This window comes from Enterococcus malodoratus (assembly GCF_027659535.1).
Classification (GTDB): domain Bacteria; phylum Bacillota; class Bacilli; order Lactobacillales; family Enterococcaceae; genus Enterococcus_A; species Enterococcus_A malodoratus.
Genome location: NZ_JAQDPG010000015.1, coordinates 55,134 through 75,712, shown reverse-complemented (window position 1 = coordinate 75,712; position 20,579 = coordinate 55,134). Strand labels below are relative to the sequence as shown.

Sequence of the window (20,579 nt, the reverse complement as noted above, 5' to 3'; positions counted from 1 at the left end):
GCAATTTTGCACCACATACTTTATTAATCCTTAGTTCTTTTTACGGCGTCTGCTCATAGCATTTTGGAAAACTAACAATACAACGATGATACCACCTAGAATAACCAACCAATGATTATCAACAGAACCCGTTTTTGGATAACTTTGGTGCTGTTTTTTTAATTTTTCAGGCGGGTGATTCTTGCTTTTTGGCCCTTTAGGAGGTTTTGATGTTTTTGGCGGTACAGTTGGTTTGTAGGTATTCTTAATGCTCGAACACAACATATTGCACATAGTTAGAAGGAACTAATTCATGATATTTTGAATCCGAATTGACATACGAACGTTGACGATACCGATCCCAATATTGATTCCCAGAAGTTTGAAAATCAAGATTGAATTGCATCATTTCATTATTCGTTGGTCCAGTAATCTGATAAGCAATCGACTTTGCCTTTTTTAGACTGTCAGATTTACCATCCCATTTGATCCACCCTTGATCATTTCCTTCCTGAATTGGTTCTGAAGGATTCACATCAAGATTCTGCTTTTGAGAGTAATAAAAAGTCACTGTTTTCCCATTGCTATTAACGTTAGTGATGTTGGTCAACGTAGAAGCACCGGCAAAATCACTGCCATCTTGTTTGGAAACTGGTAATGGAACAATTCCGCGCAGATTATTCTCCGAACCACCATTAAAGGTGTATGGAAAAACCTGAATCTGGTAATTTGAACTTAGTTTGCCTACTGTTTTTGGTGCAATTTTTTCTAGTACACCTAATCCATTGGGCGTAGTAGCCGTAACTCTTGACCAAGCATTATCATGATCCCAATTGCCAAAGAAATTAATCGTGCTATTGATATATGAAGTATTTTCTGCTCTCGTAGTGACAAATTCTCCACCTGAAAAATTTAGCGTAACAGTACCGGAATCCCCGGTGACAAAGGATTGATACATCGAATCGGTCAAATAATTTAACAAGTCTTCATTTTTAGGATCATCAAAGTTTATTGTTGTGTTACTTGGTCCCACAGACACAGACATCTGATGTTTTTCACCATCGCTACCTATATAGGTGTAATTATCTTGTTTATCATCCGTTTTTGAATATGAAGTAATCGTAATTTTTGTTTTAGCCAATTGGTTTTTCAGATCTTCTTTTGACAGCGATTTAAATCCTTCAAGGTAATCTGTCGATAATTTCATCGAGTAATTGAATTTATCGGAATCTCCCAAGGTGACAGATGGCTTTTCTGCATTCGTGCCTACTGTTACATTTAAGGCAGTGACGCCATATGCAAGCCAATCAATCCAATAATTACTTGGCGTTTGCTTATTTGAACTTAGCCAAGTGTCGGGATTCTTATTCTTAACAGCATTAAAGCTTGTATATTGTTTAGGAGTAGAGGGGTCGGGACGTAAATAGTCTTTCGATTCGCCACCGTTAAAAGCCGTAATCGCATGAGCCACAACTAGATTTGTTACTCCCTCTTTATCCGAATTACCAATAAATTTTGGAGTTGGCTTTAGTGGTTGTATATGCGGCGAGGCTCCCCAACGATTGATCTCTCCATTATATTTTTTGAACTGAACATATACCGTTTCTGGTAATGTCACACGGAAAGCCGCAACTCGATTATCCCCATTTGCGCCAGCTGGATCACCTTTATATTTCCAAATAAAATCATCTTGCGTCGCCTTATGCAAAAACTCGTCAGTAATTTTTTGTTGAGGATCTTTCGGTACGCCATACTCATAAACTCCTTTAGCCTCACCGGTTACCTTGCCATCAGCATCTTTTGTGTAAAAATTGTGTGTAGTATCCCTTTCGTTCAGTGAATAACTTTCATTATTATAGGCTCCCCATAAAACAGTATCTTTAAGAACTCCATCACTAACTTCCATTCCTTCTTTATAGTTTTCAGGAGCGTACAAAAAACCGACACGAGCAAGCTGTGAACTACTTGAATAGGCTAGAACATTCCTACCATACTCATCGGTATTTTTATCCCAAGTCATGGTGTTACTATCATCTTTAGTAAGCTGCAATGCTCCATCAATTATCCCCGGTGTATTGGAGGTCCAAGATGTAGTAACAGTCGGCTGTTTTTCTACTACAACTGGATCGTCAAAGAAGTCCTTCGCAGTTATCTGTGATAAAGTCAACGACCGGGTAGTAGTAGCTCGTAAATTTTCAGGATTTAACTCGCCACCGATATTGTATGGGTCCAAATCATTAAACACGTAGGTAATCTGTGCAAAAATTGCTGATTGATTTATTACTACATTGGCAGGATCAGTTGGTACCCATGTCGATTTTTTTAACCAATCATCATTAGATGTCGTGAAATTTACTGGAGAACCTACGGGATCATTTCCCAAATCATCAGACGCATATTGTATTGTAACGTTTCCTGATTTTGAGTCGCTTGGAACATATCCTTTATATCTTTCAGCATTACTTTTAGGATCCATAGGTATCTCTTGTGTTTTTTGATTTTCGAAAGCATAGGTTCCTGTGTGATCCACTTCCATATTATTGATTTTAAATCCTAACGAGCCTCCTCCTAATGAAGACTGCGGTCCAAAGTATACTCGATAAGAGTACTTAACATTTTTAGGCCCGATTTTATCATCTTTTGTCCATGAATCTGTATTGGTAAAGTTTGATGCGGAGACTCCAGATAAACTAGCACTGCTCTTTTGTGAAACTGCGATTGGCTCTAAGTCATTTGCAAGACCGTAGATTGTAGAATCGGCAGCTAGATTGTCTGCTTTAGCCGCCAGAACGATTCCGACTGAAAAGCTAAAATCATTAGGCAAGACGCCAACCTTTAGTTTCACATCTCTGGTCACAGCGGTCCCTGTTGAAGTAGTCGTTGTGTAATCCGTTCCACGTATTGTACTTATAGACCCAGAAACCTTTTCTCCATCGGATTTAGCAAAGGTCACCGTTCCTTTGGAATTACTATAGGTACTATTTCTAAAAGTTCCTGTTGGTTGATAATTTTTACTTCCCACACGAATGTCATCTTGAAAAATAGGAACCGCATATAAAGTAGGCAGATTGGTAATTTGTTCTGTCCCTCCATCTATTCGCGCAATAGAGATTTTCACTTGATAGTCCAGAGTATCATTTGTACGAATTATTGCATTTGATGCATCATTATCATGGCCCGCTTCATTATCTTCGTTAAAAGGAGTCGTTCCTGTTTGACGATTTGCTTCGTCGAGAGTCAATGTATATCTTACATTCGCTGGATTTTCTTTTGTAGGAGCGACCAGTGCGTGGCCATCCCAGAAAAAATCCATATTTGAAACATGGAAACCGCCGGTGGTTTGTTGATCTCCAATCGCAACTTTAGCCGCGGTAGATTTATTCAGTTTGAATGCATTTGCTTCATTCTTTTCGGTCATTACGTCCGAATCGGCCGGTGTTTCTGATTCCTTCTCAGAAGAAGAGAATGTTGGCTGTACTGCATCTGGTACCGTGCTATCAGTAGTTGTTTTTGCGGGGGATTCATTTTTGTTCAAATCTACTTGGTTTTTTAAGGATGAATCCGTTCGTTTAGCCGTCGTATTCGTTTCTGCGTAAACTGTCCTTGAAAGTAAAAGCGAAGTTGATAATACACCATTCATTAACATGGTCACTATCGCTAACTTGCTTAACATATTAACTATTTTCCTATTCATACTTTCTCCTCCAATTTGTTAGATACGGACAACTAACTTCTAGATAAAATTGCTTGATTAAAGCAAAAAATCATGTAATAACCATAAGCATTTTGATATATTCAAATGCATTCATTCACAAAACAGCCAATAGGAAATCACATAATAATAGCTGTAAAGGGCTTTCTTCCCAAATTAGAATAATAATAATCTATTTATATAGTATCCACAAATTGTTTGTTTTATAATTACTGATATTTTTTTATCCAACCATTTCATTAACACGTTGTCTGAGATCAACACCATAACAACACGTTGATTCTCATGTTGTATTTAGGTCAACAGCTATTAAATACTCAATAGAATTCAACTATTCTCGAGACAACTTACCCTTTCTTATCCCCGTCTGTTCACTATTTTTATATTCTAAGCAGCACTGATCCCTCCTGTTAGATTAAAAAAATAGTCCAACCATCAATTAAGATGATTGGACTTCAAATTTCAGTTAGTCTATTAAACTGTCTCTAAATCTCCCATAGTTCGCTTCACTTTACTCATTAACTTCCTTCCATACACGTTCGGTCGCTTGATAGGCTTTAGTGAACTCCACAGAGTGTTTCGCTAACAACTGCTTAGTTAAATTTCCATCTTTGCCATCCAAGTTAGTATATTCGGCACTATTCAAATCCTTTCGGTTCATTCGAATCATTCCAAAGTCTTCTTTGTTTTCCAATCCTTTTATCAACGGATCACTCTCATTGACTGATACCATAACCTGATCTCCATCAATGCTGATCCAAAATGGGCCATTTTTATAAGTAGCCACTGAAATGTTTCCGTTTGGTAAAAACATCGGATACTTGAGGTCGTGTGCTTGGAAAATATACCCATCTCTTTCCAAATAGTTATTGCTCGACGTATGAGTCCAGTCTTTCAATTTTGCATTATGAGGAAAAACTATTGTAAACCAATAGATATTGTACAGTAGGAAAAACACAAGTAATCCTAGTCCAATAGTCTTAACCCATTTATACCGTTTCAACTTCTTTCGTTCTGTAACAATCGTCTCCATAATTATAGGCTCCTCCTTTAGCAGCTGATCCAAAGAAAGCTCATAAAGTTCGCTGAGATAAATCAATTTCTCGATATCTGGAAATGTTCTTCCCGTTTCCCAACTAGAAATCGTTCCACGAGAAACGTGTAATTTTTCAGCCACTGTTTCTTGGGTCAACTGTCGCTGTGTTCGATGTTGTTTTAATTTTGAACCGATATCCATAATGTCCTCCTTTAACTTAAGCCTAATAAAAAAGGGCTAAAAAACCTAGCTACATATTGTAGCATCCCGCCAATTCAACAAATATACACACTTTTTCAGTCGATATTAACTAAAAAAGAATTGGCGATATCACCAATTCTTTTATCTATTCATTCAAATATAAAATTAATCAGCAAAGAAGAATAAAAGATTTTTTAAATAAAGGATCGCTTTGCCTGTTTCACCTGAGATTCATTTCTTCCCTGTATTGAGCCACATTCTATAAACAATTGAAATAATTATTATCGATTATCCTTATTCGCTTCATTTCGATAGCACAATCCTAGTCCCTTTAAAAAGTTGCGCATGTATTTATCGCCACAAGGTTTAAAATTGCGATGACCTTCTTTTCTCAAAATTGCTCCAAGTTCCCCTTTTGAAGGATAGACTCCTGCCTCGGCAAAAATGGCCAACATATCTTCACTTGTCAGGAATAGGGCAATCTTCAATTTTTTAATGAGAATGTTATTAATATTTCTGATCTCTTTACTCTTGAGCGGTGTTTCCTCAGGTGCTTTATTGTTTTTGGGGCCGCGTTTAAGAATGATAAAACCATTTAGAAATGAGTCGAAGACTTGATTGTTGATAGCTTTTAAATAAACATTATCTTCCTCTTGTTCCGTATCCTTCACCCTTGTTAACATCTCTCGTACTTCCTCTTTGGTCACTGTGATACCACCTAAATCAAACGCTTTAACCAGATCGGTATCCTTAATATCTATCGCATATCTCAAACGCAGTAATCTATCATTATTATTCATCTACTATCTCCATTATCTTTTTTCTAATTGAATCGTTCTCTGGAAACAAACCAGCTAAAAATCTTGTCTACCTATACTACCATCTTTTGAAGTGTAATGGACATCTCACAAGAAGGTCACTGTTTTATTTTTACCTGAATATCTATTTCTCATCATTATTCTCTCAATCAGGAAAAAATTTCCTACACTATAGTGCGACTTCTAATTCTATCGCAAAAAAAGACAATAAATGGAAAAAAAAAGCCCAATCATCAAAGTAAGAGAATTGGGCTTCATACTATTAGTATAAATTTATACATCATCTGCTATTTGATAAAATATCAAACTTGTATGATTTCATTCAGCACTATCATACAGGTGGCAAGCCACTTTATGACCAGGAGATATTTCTAAAAACTCCGGTGTCCTCTCAACACATTTATCCATCACATACGGACATCGAGTACAAAATGCGCAGCCTTTAAAATTATTTGTTCTAATCGGCTGTTCTCCACTAAAGTCAGAAATTTTCTCTTTTCGAATATAAGGATCTGGTACAGAAGCAAATAACCCTTTTGTATAGGGATGAAGAGGGCTTTTAAAGAGCTCATCCGTTTCTGCCTCTTCTACTAAAGTACCGAGATACATCACTCCTATTCGATCAGAGATATATCGAATCACCCCGATATCATGAGAAATAAAGAGTAAACTAAGTCGTAAATCTTGCTGCAATTCCAACAAGGTATTCAAGATTTGTGCTTGAATTGACACATCAAGAGCGGATACTGGTTCATCACAAATAATCAATCGCGGCTCGATTACTAATGCACTCGCGATCCCAAGTCTTTGGACTTGTCCGCCTGACAACTCATGGGGGTATCTGAAATAATGATATTCAGATAATCCAACTTTTTCTAAAACCTTAACAGCTTGGTCTCGTCGTTCAGTTGCATCCGATACACCATGTACCTTTAAAATATCCTCAAGGATACTGCCGATTCTTTGTCTTGGATTCAATGCAGATAGCGTATTTTGAAAGACCATTTGCACCTCTTTCCTCAGTGGAAAAAACTCTTTATCATTTAGTTTAGATAAATCTTTGCCCTCATAAGTAATCGAGCCGCAGCTGGGTTTCTCCAAACCAACAATCATGCGACCCGTCGTTGACTTGCCACAGCCAGATTCTCCTACTAGCCCATAAGTTTCACCTTTCCTTATATTGAATGATAAGTTATCCACTGCAAGCATTTGTTCTCTCTGACCAAAAAGAGAGAATTTTTGCCCTCGTATAGGAAATGTTTTTTGAAGATTTCTAATTTCTAACAAATTACTCTCCATCGCTAATCCTCCCTCAAAGCAGCAGATTCATCATATTTCCAACACTTTACAAAATGATCTTGCCGTGCTTCTATCATCGGAGGCTGTTCTTGAAAACAACGATCATCCGCATATTTACAACGGGTACAAAAATGGCAGCCTTTGGGAATCTCAGAAAGTGAAGGAACAGTCCCAGGGATTGTGGGAAGTGACTTACCACGTTCGGTCTCCAAATGGGGAATACAAGAGATCAACCCTTCTGTATAAGGATGTAATGGCTCATCAAAGAGTTGTTCCGTTCCCGCATCTTCTACAATTTGTCCCAGGTACATTACTTTAACACGATGGCAGAGTTGGGAAACAACACCCATATCATGTGTGATAAAAAGTACGGACATTCCCATAGTTTCGTTCAATTGTTTCATTAGGCGTAAAATCTGTTTTTGAATTGTTACATCTAGTGCTGTCGTTGGTTCATCCGCAATTAAAAGTTTTGGTTCACAAGCAAGTGCCATGGCGATCATTACCCTTTGCTGCATCCCGCCTGACAGCTCAAAGGGATATTTTTTTAGACAGGCTTCTGGATCAGGAATTCCCGTTAAACGCAGCATTTCAATGGTCTGCTTCCTTGCTTCGTCTTTAGTTAGCTGTTTGTGGAGTATCAGAACTTCACTTAATTGCTTCTCAACCGTATGCACAGGGCTCAGTGAGTTTAATGGATCTTGAAAGATAATTGAAATATCATTCCCGCGAATTTCTCTGATTTCCGAAAGTGGGCTCTGCAATAAGTCTTTGCCTTCAAAGAGAATCTCACCTTCATATTTTACTGCTGTATCATGATCTCGCAACCGCAAAATGGTTTGCGACATCACACTTTTCCCTGAACCTGATTCCCCAACAATACCAATAATCTCCCCTGCATGAATCGTTAAATCTACCTCGTCCACTGCAGGAAGCCATTTTTTGCGAACGGGGAATTTCACTTTAAGATGGTTAATTTCTACTATTTTTTTTACTTTCACTGCTTGCTCATCCACTAAACTTTTTACCTCCTTTTACTCTCGGATCAAGATAATCCCTAATACCATCACCCAAAAGATTCAGGCTAAAAACACAAATGATTACTGCAAGCCCTGGAGCAATCATTGTCCAAGGAGCTTTTGAGAAAACTAGCTTACTATCCTGCAGCATATTCCCCCAGCTTGCGGCTGGAGCTGGTATCCCCGCCCCTAAAAAACTCAAGGAAGCCTCAGAAATTATCGCCTGTGCAAAAATAAATGATGCTTGGACAGTAAGCGAAGAAACAACTCCCGGCAAAATCAGCTTCCAAAGAATTTTAAAACTACTGAAACCTTGTACTTTAGCTGACTCTATATAAGGCTGTTCTTTAATGACCATCGCGCTAGCTCGAACTGTCCGAGCGACACTTGGTGTATATACGATTGTGAGTGCCCATACGACATTCCAGCTCGATGTGCCAAAAGTAGTAATCAAAGAAATCGCTAGTAGTATCCCAGGAATCGCAATCAAGGCGTCACAAATCCTCATCAAGATATGATCCAAAAGCTTAAAATAGCTGGCATATATCCCGATTACCGTTCCTATCACACAAGAAAATACCGCAACGGAACCTCCTACCCACAGAGAGACTCTGGCTCCATACATTAAGCGGATCAAAATATCCCGCCCAAACTCATCCGTACCAAATCTATGAATACTACTGGGCGCATTAAAACGTTCCGTAACTGCCATTGCATTGGGATCTGTCGGATTAACCAGCGGAATAATAACTGCTGCTGCAAAAATTGCTGTAAAACCAATTAACCCAATAATGAGAGCTGGATTTGTGAGTAATTTTTCCTTACGAAGCTGCTGTTGTTCCTTAACGATAGCTACACCAACTTCGGAAATGCTTTTTCTTGTTAAACGCACTTTCCCACCTCCTACTTACGTCCCGGCTGAAGCCTTGGATCGACAAATCCATACAACACATCGACTAACAAATTGACCAGTACATATAGCAAAGTCACAAATAAAACGACACCTTGTATCACAAAGACATCTCGACGGTTGATGGCGGACATCGTGAGCATACCTAGTCCTGGAATATTAAATAGTGTCTCAGTAACGATTGTCCCGGTTATGAGACTGCCAAAAGACTGACCAATAGCAGTTAAAATGATGGGCGCGGCATTCTTTAGTCCATAACTCAAGATTACTCGTTTCTCCTTTAACCCTTTTGCACGAGCGGTTTGAATAAAACTCTTGTGCAGAACATCTAATAATGAAGATCTTATCATCCGAGTTAAATAGGCCGCTTGTACGATACCTAGCGATAGAGCCGGAAGAAATAAGTACTTAAGAAACTCGCCTATTCCTGCCGAAATACCGACATAGCCTGCTACTGGAAACCACTGGTTATATACACTAAACGCCAGCATTAAAAACATACTCAACAAAAATCCAGGAAGAGCAGAGCCGAGCAACGACACAGATACAGCCGCCACATCGATGGCGGTTCCACGTTTATAAGCTGCTAATATGCCGAGGGGCATAGCAATAATTACTGCAAAAATTTGAGCTACAATTGCTAAACTAAGCGTTGGTCCAAAATACTCGCCAATTGCAGAAATCACCGATTGTCGTAAAAAATAAGACTCGCCCCAGTTTCCTCTAATAATTCCTCCTAACCAATCAACGTATTGAACGAGAAATGGCCGGTCAAATCCAAGTTGTGCATTCATTTGATTAATTTGTTCAGGAGAAGCTTCCAGCCCTAGAATGGCAGTAGCTGGTCCTCCTGGTGTTAGGTAGACAATTAAAAAGGTGATGATTGATACGATAAACAGAACTGGAATCAATGATAGTATCCGTTTTACTATATAAGAAAACATAATGTACTCCTTTTAACTATACTTCTGTTAAAAAACGACGAGCCGCTATAGCAGCTCGCCGCGCCTATATCTTATTTTGAGACCGTTGCATTCCAAAAAATTGGGAATCTCATATATTCGTAGCCTTCTACGTCATTGCTGATCGCATTCACTCCAGTAAAATGCCCAAGAACTGTTGCGCCGCCATATTCATAGATAAATCCTTGCAAATCGTCCCATGCTGCTTTCGCATCCTTTTGAGAATCAGCGAAGCGCATCGCTTTGATTCCATCAGTAACTTCTGGTCTATCCAGCCCAGCCCAAGTCTTGTCTAGTACAGTTAATTGAATCGGAAGAACATTGTAACTGTTGCTGGTGATATACATACTGAATTTATTCGGATCGGCACGATTCTCCATAAAAGTGCTGAAGTCATAACTCTCAACTTCGGCATTCACACCTATTTTCTTAAGCTGCTCTTGTACAACTAATGTTGCATTGTACATCTCTGGGTAATCTTGAGTCGTTACAAGCACTAACTTCTCATTATTATATCCAGCTTTCTTTAACAACTCTTTTGCCTTGTCAGGATCATTTTGATTATAGTATTCTTTACCTGCTTCGCTTCCCCATTGTTTATCTTCTGGACTAAACCATCCTGGATTCACATCATAGAGTTTTTTGTTTCCGTAGCTTGCAAGGAGAATATCATCCATATTTAGCGCTGCCAAGACAGCTTGTCTCATATCCTGATTCTTCATTACCCCTACGGTAGTATTCAGAAACAGATTAAGTGTTCCGCCTTTAGTAACATCCAGCTTTAAATTAGACGCCTTTTCTAACTCTTCATAATTATCTTGAGGAACCTCTTCTACGATGTCATACTGTCCGTTCTTAGCACCTGCGATCCGCGTTGACGCATCTGTTACGATTTCAAAGGTAAGTGTCTTCGTAGCCGCTGTTTTCTTACTTGCCAGACCAGTAGTCGCATTCGCTCTGACTTTATAATCGTCGAATTTTTCTAATTCGATAAATTGATCCTGTTTCCAGTTCGCTAATTTATAAGGACCTGTTCCAATGTATTCACTGATGCCTTTTTCTCCAGCACCCTCTACGATCTCCGCAGGATAAATAGCCGCAAACATAATCGGATTCGCAAGCACAGTGATAATATCCGATGCAGCTTCGTTAGCAGTCATCTTCACGGTGTAATCATCTACTTTTTCAAACACAGAACCACCGATCAATGTACTGGCTTTTTGTGAATCCTTAACCCAACGATTTAATGATGCCACAACATCATCAGCAGTCATCTCTTTCCCATTATGAAATTTAACACCTTTTAACAGCTTGATCGTGTATTCCTTGCCATCCTCACTTACTTCATAAGAATCAGCAAGTACCGGTTGGGGTTCAAAATTCTCATCCATAGCAAAAAGCGGCTCAAAAATATGATAACCAATTTGTGCTGTAATATTAGAGTTTGCGATCTGAGCATCTAGAGAAGGCGGATTCGCTGAAATGGCGATACGAAGATCCTCTTTTTTTGCAGACGCCGCATTCTTGTCACCATCCGCTGCTTTTTTCCCTCCAGAACTTCCACACCCGGCTAATAATAAAAGCATACATAATGCTACTGCTAAATATTTCAAAACTGACTTTCTCAACACTAACAACTCCTCCAAATTTTAGTAAATTCATAACCAACTTGTATAAAATAGAGCAGTGATTCCAAAAAAACACTTCTCACTGAAACATCGAATGTTGACCCGAAATAGCTCGCCTCTCTCAATGATTATTTATCTTCTATTAATTAAGAGCACGAAAAAAGCACACCGAGCCACAGCATGCTTTCTCTCATATCCTAAATAAATACTCAGTGAACCGAAAATGAAAAAAAAGTTTCGGACACACAAAAAAAGCCAGAAATCACGGAAAACTTCACTATCCAAAATATCAGAAAGAATGGGTGTAGAAATTTCCGATAATACGGTTTATTTATCTAATAAAATATGATGAGAAAATGGTTCTTTACATACTGACTTAGAACACGCTAAGATTTCAGTGCTCGTTCAGTAATAGCGAATGGTTTCATTGAAATCAACCTTCAAGATCATTTTCTCACCTCATCTCTATCTGTTTTCATTATCGTTTTATAATTAAAATAAAACGTTTTCGACAACAAAAAGATTAGCATTCATACTCGTGAACTGTCAAGAAAATATTGAATGATAAAACTATCAAAATAACGAAAAATGAATAAAGACTTTGAAATGAGTTTATGGATGCCGCTTAAATCTATTTTGTAGAATGAAGAACTCCTTTTGAACGTTCAAATAGTTATGTTTAATTTGAGAGTAAAAAAGTGTTATCACAAAAAAACATCCCTATTTATGATATGAATCCGCGTTATTTACCATTTTGTTCGTTAAAAAAAGCCTTAAAAAGCTTTTTTAACTTTAATACAACTAACGTTTTTCCATCGAACTTTTTTTAAAGTTTTTTCCTGCTTTTGATTTAGCAGGTTTGCTGCTAGTCTTTTTAGATAATGTTTTACCTGCTGGACCAACCTTTCCACCTTTGTGTCTAACCATAATTACTTGCGACTTCACACTATACGAGCAGCAAGTTGAATTGATAAATAGTTTCCACTCGAACCAATCTGTTTACTTAGTCATTTTCCCTTTTAAGCTTCTCCAAACAGAAAATACACTAAAAACACTACCAAAATTAATCCGACCACAACTTGATCTTATTTTAGAAAAAGAAAAACCGCGAAGCAACCATCTACCTAGGATTGATGGTTGCTTACACGGTTTATATTACACTCTCATTTCTTTTCCTTAATTTCTATTTCTGGTTCATAATGGGCAATTATCTCAATCATATTGTCTTCAGTCCATGCGACAAAATGCTTAAAATCGAAATCCTCATAATAACCAAAAGTTTGATCCTTAATGTAGTCAATGAACTTTGAATCTGTTAGTTTGAAAAACGTCACATTTAGCAAACTAACGTTGACCTCTGCAAATTTACGGACCCATTGATGATTTCTTTTTTGAAGTCCAGATTCATCTGAACATAACATGGCGTAGACAAAACCTGCAAAAAGAATTTTCACCATAAATTGTTTGCTCTCTAATACTATCAGGGTTCCCTTCTCATCCTGTTGTACTTTTTTTACCCAGTAACTACCTTCTGGTAAATTATATCCTGTTAATTCCTCCATTATTTTGCTCCTTTATTTATACCTTAGTAAGATATCCCCTTATCAACTAACGCAACACAATCGGTTTGTGTTTCATTCAGCCCTAAAATAATAAATCGCAAAAAAATATCCCTATTTATGATACGGCTCATTTTGATTGATCCTGAATGCTCGATAAATCTGTTCTACTAAAATCAAGCGCATCAATTGGTGTGGATAGGTCATCTTGCCAAATGATATCTGCGTATTGCTCCTTTTTAAAACCTCATCGCTCAGACCGAGTGAACCGCCGATGACAAATACAAATTGACTCTTGCCGCTAGTTTGCAGCTGATCCAGTTTGGCCGCAAAATCTTCACTGCTGGGATTTTTTCCATTAATAGCTAAGGCAAAGACATATTCCTGTTCCTTGATCTTAGCAAGGATACGTTCGCCTTCTTTTTCTTTTACCTGAATCATCTCGGCATCACTGAGTTTTTCAGGCGCCTTTTCATCGGGTACTTCAACTAATGTGATCTTGCAATATTTTGATAATCGCTTCGTATATTCGCTGATTCCTTGAACCAGATATTTCTCTTTTAATTTTCCCACAGAAATAATTTTGATGTTCATCCTTGTACCCCTTTTTTATTTAAAGAAATTAACTTTTTCGAGAAGAAATTACTCATTTTTCAAATCGAATATCATTCTACTAAATTATTTTTATTTGGTCGTATTCAATTAGTTCATAATCTTTTCCACTGATTAGGACTACGATAAATGGACCCGCTAACCTTTTTCCACTAAGTTATGCACACTAATCACAGGGTTATCCCCAGATTTTGGATTATTCTTTCCCATTTTCGGGGTATTTTTATATACAAACGTATGTTTTCCACCAAGTTATCCACTTTATCCACATTTGTGTGGATAAATCCTTTTGGACAATTAACAAACTTTTTCCTTAGTTTTCCACCATTGTTGTGGAAAACAAGTTTTTTTATCATTTATCTACAATTTCCTCCAAAACTTTTTCATAAAAAAGTCAAATCGGTGTAGTAGACTTATCTTACAAAATAATACTATACTCAATATAACTTAAATTATAGTAGAGGTGGAGGAAAATATGGTTAGAAAAAATATTACACCAACACCCAAAAAGTCACCTGGTTTCTTTAGACGGTTTGGGATTAGTTTACTAGGCGGTGTGCTTGGTGCTGTTTTAACAATTGGGATTTTTTATGTAGCGAATGGTTCGCTGCTGTCTCCAAATAATCAAAATGCCAGCGGTTCGCCTAGTGCCGGCAACACAAAAGTCAGCAACATGAAAGTCGACGTGAATTCTGATGTTACTGATGCTGCCAGCAAAGTTCAAGACGCAGTTGTTTCTGTCATCAACTTGCAGAAGCAGCAATCACAAAGCGGCTTAGGCGGTTTCTCTGATATCTTCGGTAACGGCAACGAAGACAAGCAATCACAATCAGATGAGAACGGACAGCTAGAAGAAGCGTCCGAAGGTTCTGGTGTCATCTACAAACTTGAAGGCAAGACCGCGTATATCGTTACGAATAATCACGTTGTAGAAAAACAAGATGGACTTGAGGTTCTATTGAAAGATGGTTCAAAAGTCAAAGCAACGTTAGTCGGTACAGATTCTTACACAGACTTAGCGGTTCTAAAAGTCGAATCGGATAAAGTCGCAGACATCAAACCTGCTACTTTTGGTGATTCCAGCAACTTAAAAGTTGGTGAACCAGCGATTGCCTTAGGTTCTCCTTTGGGTTCTCAGTATGCGAACTCTGTAACTTCAGGGATTATTTCTTCCTTGAATCGCCAAGTAGTCAATCAAAATGAAGATGGACAAACGGTCAATATTAATGCGATTCAAACGGATGCGGCGATCAACCCTGGTAACTCAGGCGGCCCATTAGTAAACATGGCGGGTCAAGTAATCGGGATCAATTCTAGCAAGATCGTTCAAACAGAATCAAATGTCAGCGTCGAAGGAATTGGTTTTGCCATTCCAAGTAACGATGTCGTAAATGTCATCAACCAACTTGAAAAAGACGGTAAAGTTATTCGACCTGCGCTAGGCGTTTCGATGGTTAATCTTTCTGATCTATCAACTGAACAGTTGAGTGAAATCGTCAAAGTACCAAGTTCAGTTACACAAGGAGTCGTAGTAGCAAAAGTTCAAGCGTCAACTCCTGCTGATCAAGCGGGCTTGAAGAAATATGACGTCATCACAAAAATTGATGATACAGATGTTTCGACAGGTGTAGAACTGCAATCTGAATTGTACAAACACAAGGTTGGCGACACAGTAAAAGTTACCTACTATCGTCAAGACAAGAAAAATACTGTTTCAGTTAAATTGAGCATTGATGCGAATTCACTGAAATCAAATTCACAGCAACAAAGTAATCAATAAAACCGAATACTGATAAAGCCACCGAAATGATTATTTTTCATCATTTCGGTGGCTTTTTTTACAAAAAAAACAGAGAAAACATTCTCTCTGGGTGGAATCAATTTTCTTTTTTATCCAAGTGTACGTCCTTTGATCAATAAAACAAGTAATATACCGACTGTTGCTCCTAGACTCCCGCCCTGAATTAAAGTCAGGATACCAAATTGTGCCCCTAAAGCCGCCCTTTTCAGTTTCGTATTCATAATCAAAGATAGAGCTAAGCTAATGAGGGATAATACAAGTAAAAGTAAAAGCAAATTTTTTCCTCCTTCCAACTAAAAGTAATATATGATTGCTTTTAGTTTAGTATTCAAAAAAAGGAATAGAATTGGTTAATCCCGAATGGTAGAAAAAACAGCCTAAATGACAGAGACTTGTTCTCTTGTCTTTGTTTTAATGGTTAATAGAAAATCTCCGTTTTGAAATTCAAAAGAACTTCAAAACGGAGATTTTTTTATTTACCTATTTCAACTTTTTCGCCAACCTTAGCATCATCTTCTAATACTAGGATTCCTTTTTTCTCTGGTGCATTTGGCAAATGTAATTCTTTGGCTGAACAAATCATACCAAAGCTGTCCACACCGCGTAAGTTTCCTGGCCAAATCATTTGACCATCAGGCATCATCGCACCAGGTTTTGCTACGACAACTTTTTGACCGGCTTCGATGTTTGATGCACCGCACACGATCTGCAATGTTTCGCCGCCATCGATCTCCGTCTCAGTAATATGCAAATGATCTGAATCAGGATGATCCACACAAGTTTTCACATACCCCACCACAAATTTTGGTGAAAGGTCTGCTACTAAACGTTCTTCAAAACCAGCAAGTTTCAATTGCTCATTCAATGTATCTATATCTTTTTCTGTTAATTCCACTTGTCCATTTCCGTGGATTGTTAAATAATCAGAAACATTGAAAAAGTTCCAAGCAACGGTTGTTCCATCAATTGTTTGGATGCGAGCAACAGCACCTTTTCTTTCGGATTTGTTCTCTTTATTTTCATCATTTTTGACGATTACCATCAATGTATCGCCAACATTTTGTTTATTATACGCAAAAATCACGTTTTTACCTCCAGTCATAGTCCTCTCGTATCTTAACAAATCTAATGGGACTTTTGCATGAGATTTTTTTCATTTCTAAATTAGTCAAAGAAGCAACGATTCTTCAGAATCGTTTTTTTTCCAAATAAAAAGCTGGGCAAGCCAGCTTTTTATTCAGCACTCGGATGAACAATCAGTACATCGCACAGAGCTTCTTTGATCACGTAGCTGGCAACACTGCCGGTCATAAAGCGTTCCACAGCATTTAAACCAGATTGACCTACCATGATTAGATCAATGTCATACTTTTCTGGTAATGTTTTTGCCATTGCTTCTTTGGCAGAACCATAAGCAACAATACCTTCAATCTTAGTATAGCCAAATTCTTTTCCAATTGCTTTACATTGGTTAATCAACTCTTTTGCATCCGCAGCTAATTGATCCATAATATTTTCATTCAGTGGAGAATAGCTCATGAATGTATAGATTTGATGATCGATCACATTTGCGACATAAACAGTCCCTTGATTTCGTTTGGCAACAGCCAACGCTTTTTTAAAAGCTTCCATTGCTTGTTCGCTGCCATCGATCCCAACTAAAACATTTTGATATGATTGTGTGAACATCTTGATCTCCTACCCTTCTACTCGTTGTAAAAAGCCAGCAATTTCATCTTTGGTTTTTCGGTTTTTATTGACTAATCGACCTAATTCTTGGCCATCGTTCACTACGACAAAACTAGGGATCCCAAAGATATTCCACTCGGCTGCCACGTCGATATACTCATCTCGATCGACTTGAATAAATTTGAACTGCGGAAATTCCGCTTCGATCTCGGGCATCTGAGGTTTGATAAAGTTGCAATCGCCGCACCAATCAGCTGTAAAGAAGAAAACATTCTTCCCTTTTTCCGCATAGCCGGCTAACTCTTCAATACTTTTAGGGATAATCATTCCGTCACGACCTTTTCTTTTACTACCCTGATTATACACTTTTCGGACTTTTTGAGAAAGAAGGCAACTCGTACTGTTTCTTACCAGCAATCCTCCTACTTTATGTTAAAATAAAGCGAACACACGAACAAGGAGGTTTGCATTATGGACAAAGCCAAAAAATTTGCTCAAGGTCTCGCCATCGGTTCATCGATTGGACTAGCTGCAGGCATTGCAGCAAATCACTATTACAGAAAAAAACAAGACATGTCTCCAGACAAAGTCTTGGATCAAATCAAAAAAGCCTTTTTGAAAGAAGGTCCGATCGAAGGTTCTTGGATCTCTTTTGATACTGAACACATGCAAAAATTCGCCATCACAATGAACATTCTTTCTGGCGGGATTACCCGCACGGAAGACGATCACTTAGTCGCTTACGAATTTAAAGCAGATGCCAAAACGGGGACTGTTTTGAGTATTGATCGAATCATTAATGATTAGTCTTTCAGCAAAAAAACGTATGTCGAAAATATCGACATACGTTTTTTTAACGTGCTCTTATAGGTTGATCGGTTCTCCGCCAGTCACTCCATAAATTTGCGAAGTAACATAGCTGGCATCATTTGATGCTAGAAAAACATAGACTGGTGCCAATTCTACAGGCTGTCCAGCTCGTTCTAATAATGAATTTTGACCGAAATCAGGCAAAGCATCTTTCGGCTGTCCTTGATCTAGTTGTAATGGGGTCCAAATCGGGCCTGGTGCAACCCCGTTCACCCGAATCCCTTTCTTCGCCAACTGACTCGCCAAGCTGACCGTGAAATTCGCAATTGCCGCCTTCGTTGAGGCATAGTCCATTAAATGATCGCTTGGGTTGAAGGCTTGGACTGAGGTCGTCGTAACGATACTGCTGCCTGCTGGTAAATGCGGCAAGGCCGCCTGCACGATAGCAAACATTGAAACAATATTTACCTTGAATGTATCTTCGACCTGTTTAACTGGCAGCTTCTCAATTGATTCATGCGAGATTTGCTGCGCGGCGTTCAAGACTAAGGTATCTAATCCACCAAAGGCCTCAACGGTCTTGGCAACCATTTCTTTTGGTGCATGGTCTTCTCGCAGATCATACGGTAATAACAACGCTTTTCTTCCAGCCTTTTCGATATAGTCCGCTACTTCCTCTGCATCCTTATCCTCACCGGGAAAATAGTGGATTGCAACATCGGCTCCTTCACGTGCATAAGCGATAGCTGCCGCACGACCAATACCGGAATCTCCGCCAGTGATCAACACACGGCGATTTTCTAATTTTTTACTTCCCACATAGCTCTCCTCACCACAATCTGGTTTAGGTGTCATTTCGTCCTGTAGTGCAGGAGTTTCTTGATCTTGCTTCTTAAATTGACTGCCATGAAATAGATTTCTTGGATCGATTAAGTTTGGTTCGTTCATTGTATCTCCTCACTTTCTATCTATAACCCTAAAGGAAAATGGCGCGGATTGAAATTATTCTGCTCACGCGAGTTTCTAACAACTAAATCAAAAAGCCACGCTCAAATTGAGCGTGACCCTATTTTTAAAACTATTTAGCTAAACGATAGATCGCATCTGCATAGATTACCGCAGAGTTCAAAATGTCTTCAACAGACATATATTCGTTGGCTTGGTGCATAGTATCTTCAAATCCTGGGAATTGAGCGCCGTAAGCAACACCGCGTTCTAGCAAACGACCGAATGTTCCGCCGCCGATTACTTTTTCTTCCCCTTTGATACCAGTATGTTCTTCGAAGGTATCTAATAAAGTAGCTACCAATGGATCATCTGCTGGTACATAGTGAGGCAGCATGTGGTGTCCGCCTTGAGTTACTTTAACATCTGAACCAAATAGTTCTTCTAATTTTTCTTTGATGTCTTCTGCCGTCGTACCTTTAGGGTAACGGAAATTCAATGTGATATGGTTGTCGTTGTCTTGACCATCTTTGAAGCTGAAGATCCCAGCGTTCATTGTCAATTCGCCCATTTTTTCATTATTGAATTCAACGCCTAATTTTTTACCATAGACATCTTCATGAATATATTTCGCACTATTTTCGATGAAGGCTTTTGCCCCTTTGTCGAAATCATAGTTATTCAAGAAGACTGCTAGGAATGTCCCTGCATTTGTACCTAGTTGAGGGCTGGCACCGTGAGCTGCTTTTCCATCTAAGTGTAAAGTAACGGTTGATCCGTCTACATCCGCTTTTCCGCTAATTGGATTGTTTCCTACATAAACGTCAAAGTCTTTAGCCAATTTTTCTGCAGCATCTGCATCCGCAACTTTTACTTCTGCGACTGCATTGCCGGGAACCATGTTTTCACGTAATCCAGCTTCGAAACTTACTAAAACATAAGAAGTTCCATTTGTGCCATCAAAGTGAGGGATCATTGTTACATTCCCTTTTTCACCGTTGATGATTGGGAAATAGGCATCTGGTGAGAACCCAAAATCAGGTTTTTCTTCATGTTCGAAGTAGTAATCCATGTCTCCCCAGCCGCTTTCTTCGTCAGTACCGAAGACGAAACGGATTTTTTTAGAGATTGGCAAGCCTAGTTCTTTAATGATTTTTACCGCGTAGTAAGCTGCAACAGATGGTCCTTTGTCATCGCTTGAACCACGAGCATACAATTTGCCGTCGCGAATTTCTGGTTCGTAAGGATCTGAATCCCAACCGTCGCCAGCTGGTACCACATCTAAGTGACCAAAGATCCCTAAGGTTTCATCGCCATCACCGTAATCAAAATGGCCGGCATAGTTGTCGACGTTTTTCGTTTTGAAGCCATCACGTTCTGCGATCTCAAGCATTTTTTCTAATGCTTCGACCGGTCCAGGTCCGAATGGTGCTTCTTTGGTTGCTTTGTCGTCTTCACGTTCACTTTTGATGCGTAATAAAGTGAATAGATCTGCTAACAAATCATCTTTGCGTGCTTCGACTTCTTTTTTAAAATCGATTGTCATTGAAAGATTCCTCCTTTAATTAAAACCACTATCATGATAGCATTCTATTCAAT

At 38.6% G+C, this 20,579-nt stretch carries 19 protein-coding genes; 2 read left to right on the top strand and 17 right to left on the bottom strand.

What is annotated here, in order from left to right:
* Nucleotides 1–30: 30 nt before the first annotated feature.
* From PGP85_RS21365 to rlmH, 11 genes are all read right to left on the bottom strand, one after another.
* Nucleotides 31–264, bottom strand: a complete 234-nt coding sequence (locus PGP85_RS21365) for an LPXTG cell wall anchor domain-containing protein (protein ID WP_408639908.1) — start codon at nt 262–264, stop codon at nt 31–33.
* The gene (locus PGP85_RS19565; protein ID WP_270328950.1) at nt 245–3,673 is read right to left on the bottom strand and encodes a hypothetical protein; all 3,429 of its coding nucleotides are present in this window, start codon (nt 3,671–3,673) and stop codon (nt 245–247) included. The genes PGP85_RS21365 and PGP85_RS19565 overlap by 20 nt, the downstream gene beginning before the upstream one ends.
* A gap of 529 nt (nt 3,674–4,202) precedes the next feature.
* On the bottom strand, nt 4,203–4,928 hold the full coding sequence (locus tag PGP85_RS19560) for a helix-turn-helix domain-containing protein (RefSeq protein WP_270328949.1): 726 nt from the start codon (nt 4,926–4,928) through the stop codon (nt 4,203–4,205).
* Nucleotides 4,929–5,209: 281 nt separating this feature from the next.
* Nucleotides 5,210–5,728 (bottom strand): YehS family protein, encoded by a 519-nt coding sequence (locus PGP85_RS19555; RefSeq protein WP_270328948.1) that lies wholly within the window; start codon nt 5,726–5,728, stop codon nt 5,210–5,212.
* Nucleotides 5,729–6,064: 336 nt separating this feature from the next.
* A complete protein-coding gene (locus tag PGP85_RS19550; protein WP_270328947.1) occupies nt 6,065–7,045 on the bottom strand; it encodes an ABC transporter ATP-binding protein in 981 nt (326 codons plus the stop codon).
* A 2-nt stretch (nt 7,046–7,047) separates the two neighbouring features.
* Nucleotides 7,048–8,061: an ABC transporter ATP-binding protein gene (locus PGP85_RS19545; RefSeq protein WP_270328946.1), complete on the bottom strand. Its 1,014-nt coding sequence runs from the start codon at nt 8,059–8,061 to the stop codon at nt 7,048–7,050.
* Nucleotides 8,054–8,956 (bottom strand): ABC transporter permease, encoded by a 903-nt coding sequence (locus tag PGP85_RS19540; protein WP_251866800.1) that lies wholly within the window; start codon nt 8,954–8,956, stop codon nt 8,054–8,056. The genes PGP85_RS19545 and PGP85_RS19540 overlap by 8 nt, the downstream gene beginning before the upstream one ends.
* A gap of 11 nt (nt 8,957–8,967) precedes the next feature.
* Nucleotides 8,968–9,918 carry an ABC transporter permease gene (locus PGP85_RS19535; protein WP_090406665.1) on the bottom strand — a complete coding sequence of 317 codons (951 nt, stop codon included), beginning with the start codon at nt 9,916–9,918 and terminating at the stop codon, nt 8,968–8,970.
* 71 nt (nt 9,919–9,989) lie between these two features.
* The gene (locus PGP85_RS19530; RefSeq protein WP_270328944.1) at nt 9,990–11,567 is read right to left on the bottom strand and encodes an ABC transporter substrate-binding protein; all 1,578 of its coding nucleotides are present in this window, start codon (nt 11,565–11,567) and stop codon (nt 9,990–9,992) included.
* 1,160 nt (nt 11,568–12,727) lie between these two features.
* Entirely contained in the window at nt 12,728–13,126 is a 399-nt protein-coding gene (locus PGP85_RS19525) for a hypothetical protein (RefSeq protein ID WP_270328943.1), read from the bottom strand.
* A gap of 111 nt (nt 13,127–13,237) precedes the next feature.
* Nucleotides 13,238–13,717 carry a 23S rRNA (pseudouridine(1915)-N(3))-methyltransferase RlmH gene (gene rlmH / locus PGP85_RS19520; RefSeq protein WP_270328942.1) on the bottom strand — a complete coding sequence of 160 codons (480 nt, stop codon included), beginning with the start codon at nt 13,715–13,717 and terminating at the stop codon, nt 13,238–13,240.
* A 493-nt stretch (nt 13,718–14,210) separates the two neighbouring features.
* Here rlmH and PGP85_RS19515 point away from each other — a divergent pair, with 493 nt between their 5' ends.
* A complete protein-coding gene (locus tag PGP85_RS19515) occupies nt 14,211–15,515 on the top strand; it encodes a S1C family serine protease (RefSeq protein WP_251867687.1) in 1,305 nt (434 codons plus the stop codon).
* Nucleotides 15,516–15,625: 110 nt separating this feature from the next.
* Here PGP85_RS19515 and PGP85_RS19510 read toward each other — a convergent pair whose 3' ends face one another.
* From PGP85_RS19510 to PGP85_RS19495, 4 genes are all read right to left on the bottom strand, one after another.
* A complete protein-coding gene (locus PGP85_RS19510; protein ID WP_090406657.1) occupies nt 15,626–15,811 on the bottom strand; it encodes a hypothetical protein in 186 nt (61 codons plus the stop codon).
* 197 nt (nt 15,812–16,008) lie between these two features.
* Nucleotides 16,009–16,620, bottom strand: a complete 612-nt coding sequence (gene ytpR / locus PGP85_RS19505) for a YtpR family tRNA-binding protein (RefSeq protein WP_010742927.1) — start codon at nt 16,618–16,620, stop codon at nt 16,009–16,011.
* A gap of 149 nt (nt 16,621–16,769) precedes the next feature.
* Nucleotides 16,770–17,225: a universal stress protein gene (locus tag PGP85_RS19500; RefSeq protein ID WP_010742926.1), complete on the bottom strand. Its 456-nt coding sequence runs from the start codon at nt 17,223–17,225 to the stop codon at nt 16,770–16,772.
* Nucleotides 17,226–17,234: 9 nt separating this feature from the next.
* On the bottom strand, nt 17,235–17,591 hold the full coding sequence (locus PGP85_RS19495) for a thioredoxin family protein (RefSeq protein WP_333490247.1): 357 nt from the start codon (nt 17,589–17,591) through the stop codon (nt 17,235–17,237).
* 105 nt (nt 17,592–17,696) lie between these two features.
* On the opposite strand from PGP85_RS19495, the gene PGP85_RS19490 reads away from it, so the two are divergent.
* Nucleotides 17,697–18,032 (top strand): hypothetical protein, encoded by a 336-nt coding sequence (locus PGP85_RS19490; protein ID WP_010742924.1) that lies wholly within the window; start codon nt 17,697–17,699, stop codon nt 18,030–18,032.
* Between the two features lie 57 nt (nt 18,033–18,089).
* Here PGP85_RS19490 and PGP85_RS19485 read toward each other — a convergent pair whose 3' ends face one another.
* Both PGP85_RS19485 and pepV read right to left on the bottom strand, forming a co-directional pair.
* On the bottom strand, nt 18,090–18,983 hold the full coding sequence (locus PGP85_RS19485) for an SDR family oxidoreductase (protein ID WP_270328941.1): 894 nt from the start codon (nt 18,981–18,983) through the stop codon (nt 18,090–18,092).
* A gap of 130 nt (nt 18,984–19,113) precedes the next feature.
* A complete protein-coding gene (gene pepV / locus PGP85_RS19480; RefSeq protein WP_270328940.1) occupies nt 19,114–20,526 on the bottom strand; it encodes a dipeptidase PepV in 1,413 nt (470 codons plus the stop codon).
* Nucleotides 20,527–20,579: the final 53 nt, after the last annotated feature.

Excerpts from the sequence above, each read along its gene's own strand:
- PGP85_RS19565 (WP_270328950.1), bottom strand. The coding sequence starts at position 3,673 with ATGAATAGGAAAATAGTTAATATGTTAAGCAAGTTAGCGATAGTGACC.
- PGP85_RS19500 (WP_010742926.1), bottom strand. The coding sequence starts at position 17,225 with ATGTTCACACAATCATATCAAAATGTTTTAGTTGGGATCGATGGCAGC.
- PGP85_RS19550 (WP_270328947.1), bottom strand. The coding sequence starts at position 7,045 with ATGGAGAGTAATTTGTTAGAAATTAGAAATCTTCAAAAAACATTTCCT.
- rlmH (WP_270328942.1), bottom strand. The coding sequence starts at position 13,717 with ATGAACATCAAAATTATTTCTGTGGGAAAATTAAAAGAGAAATATCTG.
- PGP85_RS19490 (WP_010742924.1), top strand. The coding sequence starts at position 17,697 with ATGGACAAAGCCAAAAAATTTGCTCAAGGTCTCGCCATCGGTTCATCG.
- PGP85_RS19515 (WP_251867687.1), top strand. The coding sequence starts at position 14,211 with ATGGTTAGAAAAAATATTACACCAACACCCAAAAAGTCACCTGGTTTC.
- PGP85_RS19555 (WP_270328948.1), bottom strand. The coding sequence starts at position 5,728 with ATGAATAATAATGATAGATTACTGCGTTTGAGATATGCGATAGATATT.
- PGP85_RS19525 (WP_270328943.1), bottom strand. The coding sequence starts at position 13,126 with ATGGAGGAATTAACAGGATATAATTTACCAGAAGGTAGTTACTGGGTA.
- PGP85_RS19560 (WP_270328949.1), bottom strand. The coding sequence starts at position 4,928 with ATGGATATCGGTTCAAAATTAAAACAACATCGAACACAGCGACAGTTG.
- PGP85_RS19535 (WP_090406665.1), bottom strand. The coding sequence starts at position 9,918 with ATGTTTTCTTATATAGTAAAACGGATACTATCATTGATTCCAGTTCTG.
- PGP85_RS21365 (WP_408639908.1), bottom strand. The coding sequence starts at position 264 with ATGTTGTGTTCGAGCATTAAGAATACCTACAAACCAACTGTACCGCCA.
- PGP85_RS19485 (WP_270328941.1), bottom strand. The coding sequence starts at position 18,983 with ATGAACGAACCAAACTTAATCGATCCAAGAAATCTATTTCATGGCAGT.
- pepV (WP_270328940.1), bottom strand. The coding sequence starts at position 20,526 with ATGACAATCGATTTTAAAAAAGAAGTCGAAGCACGCAAAGATGATTTG.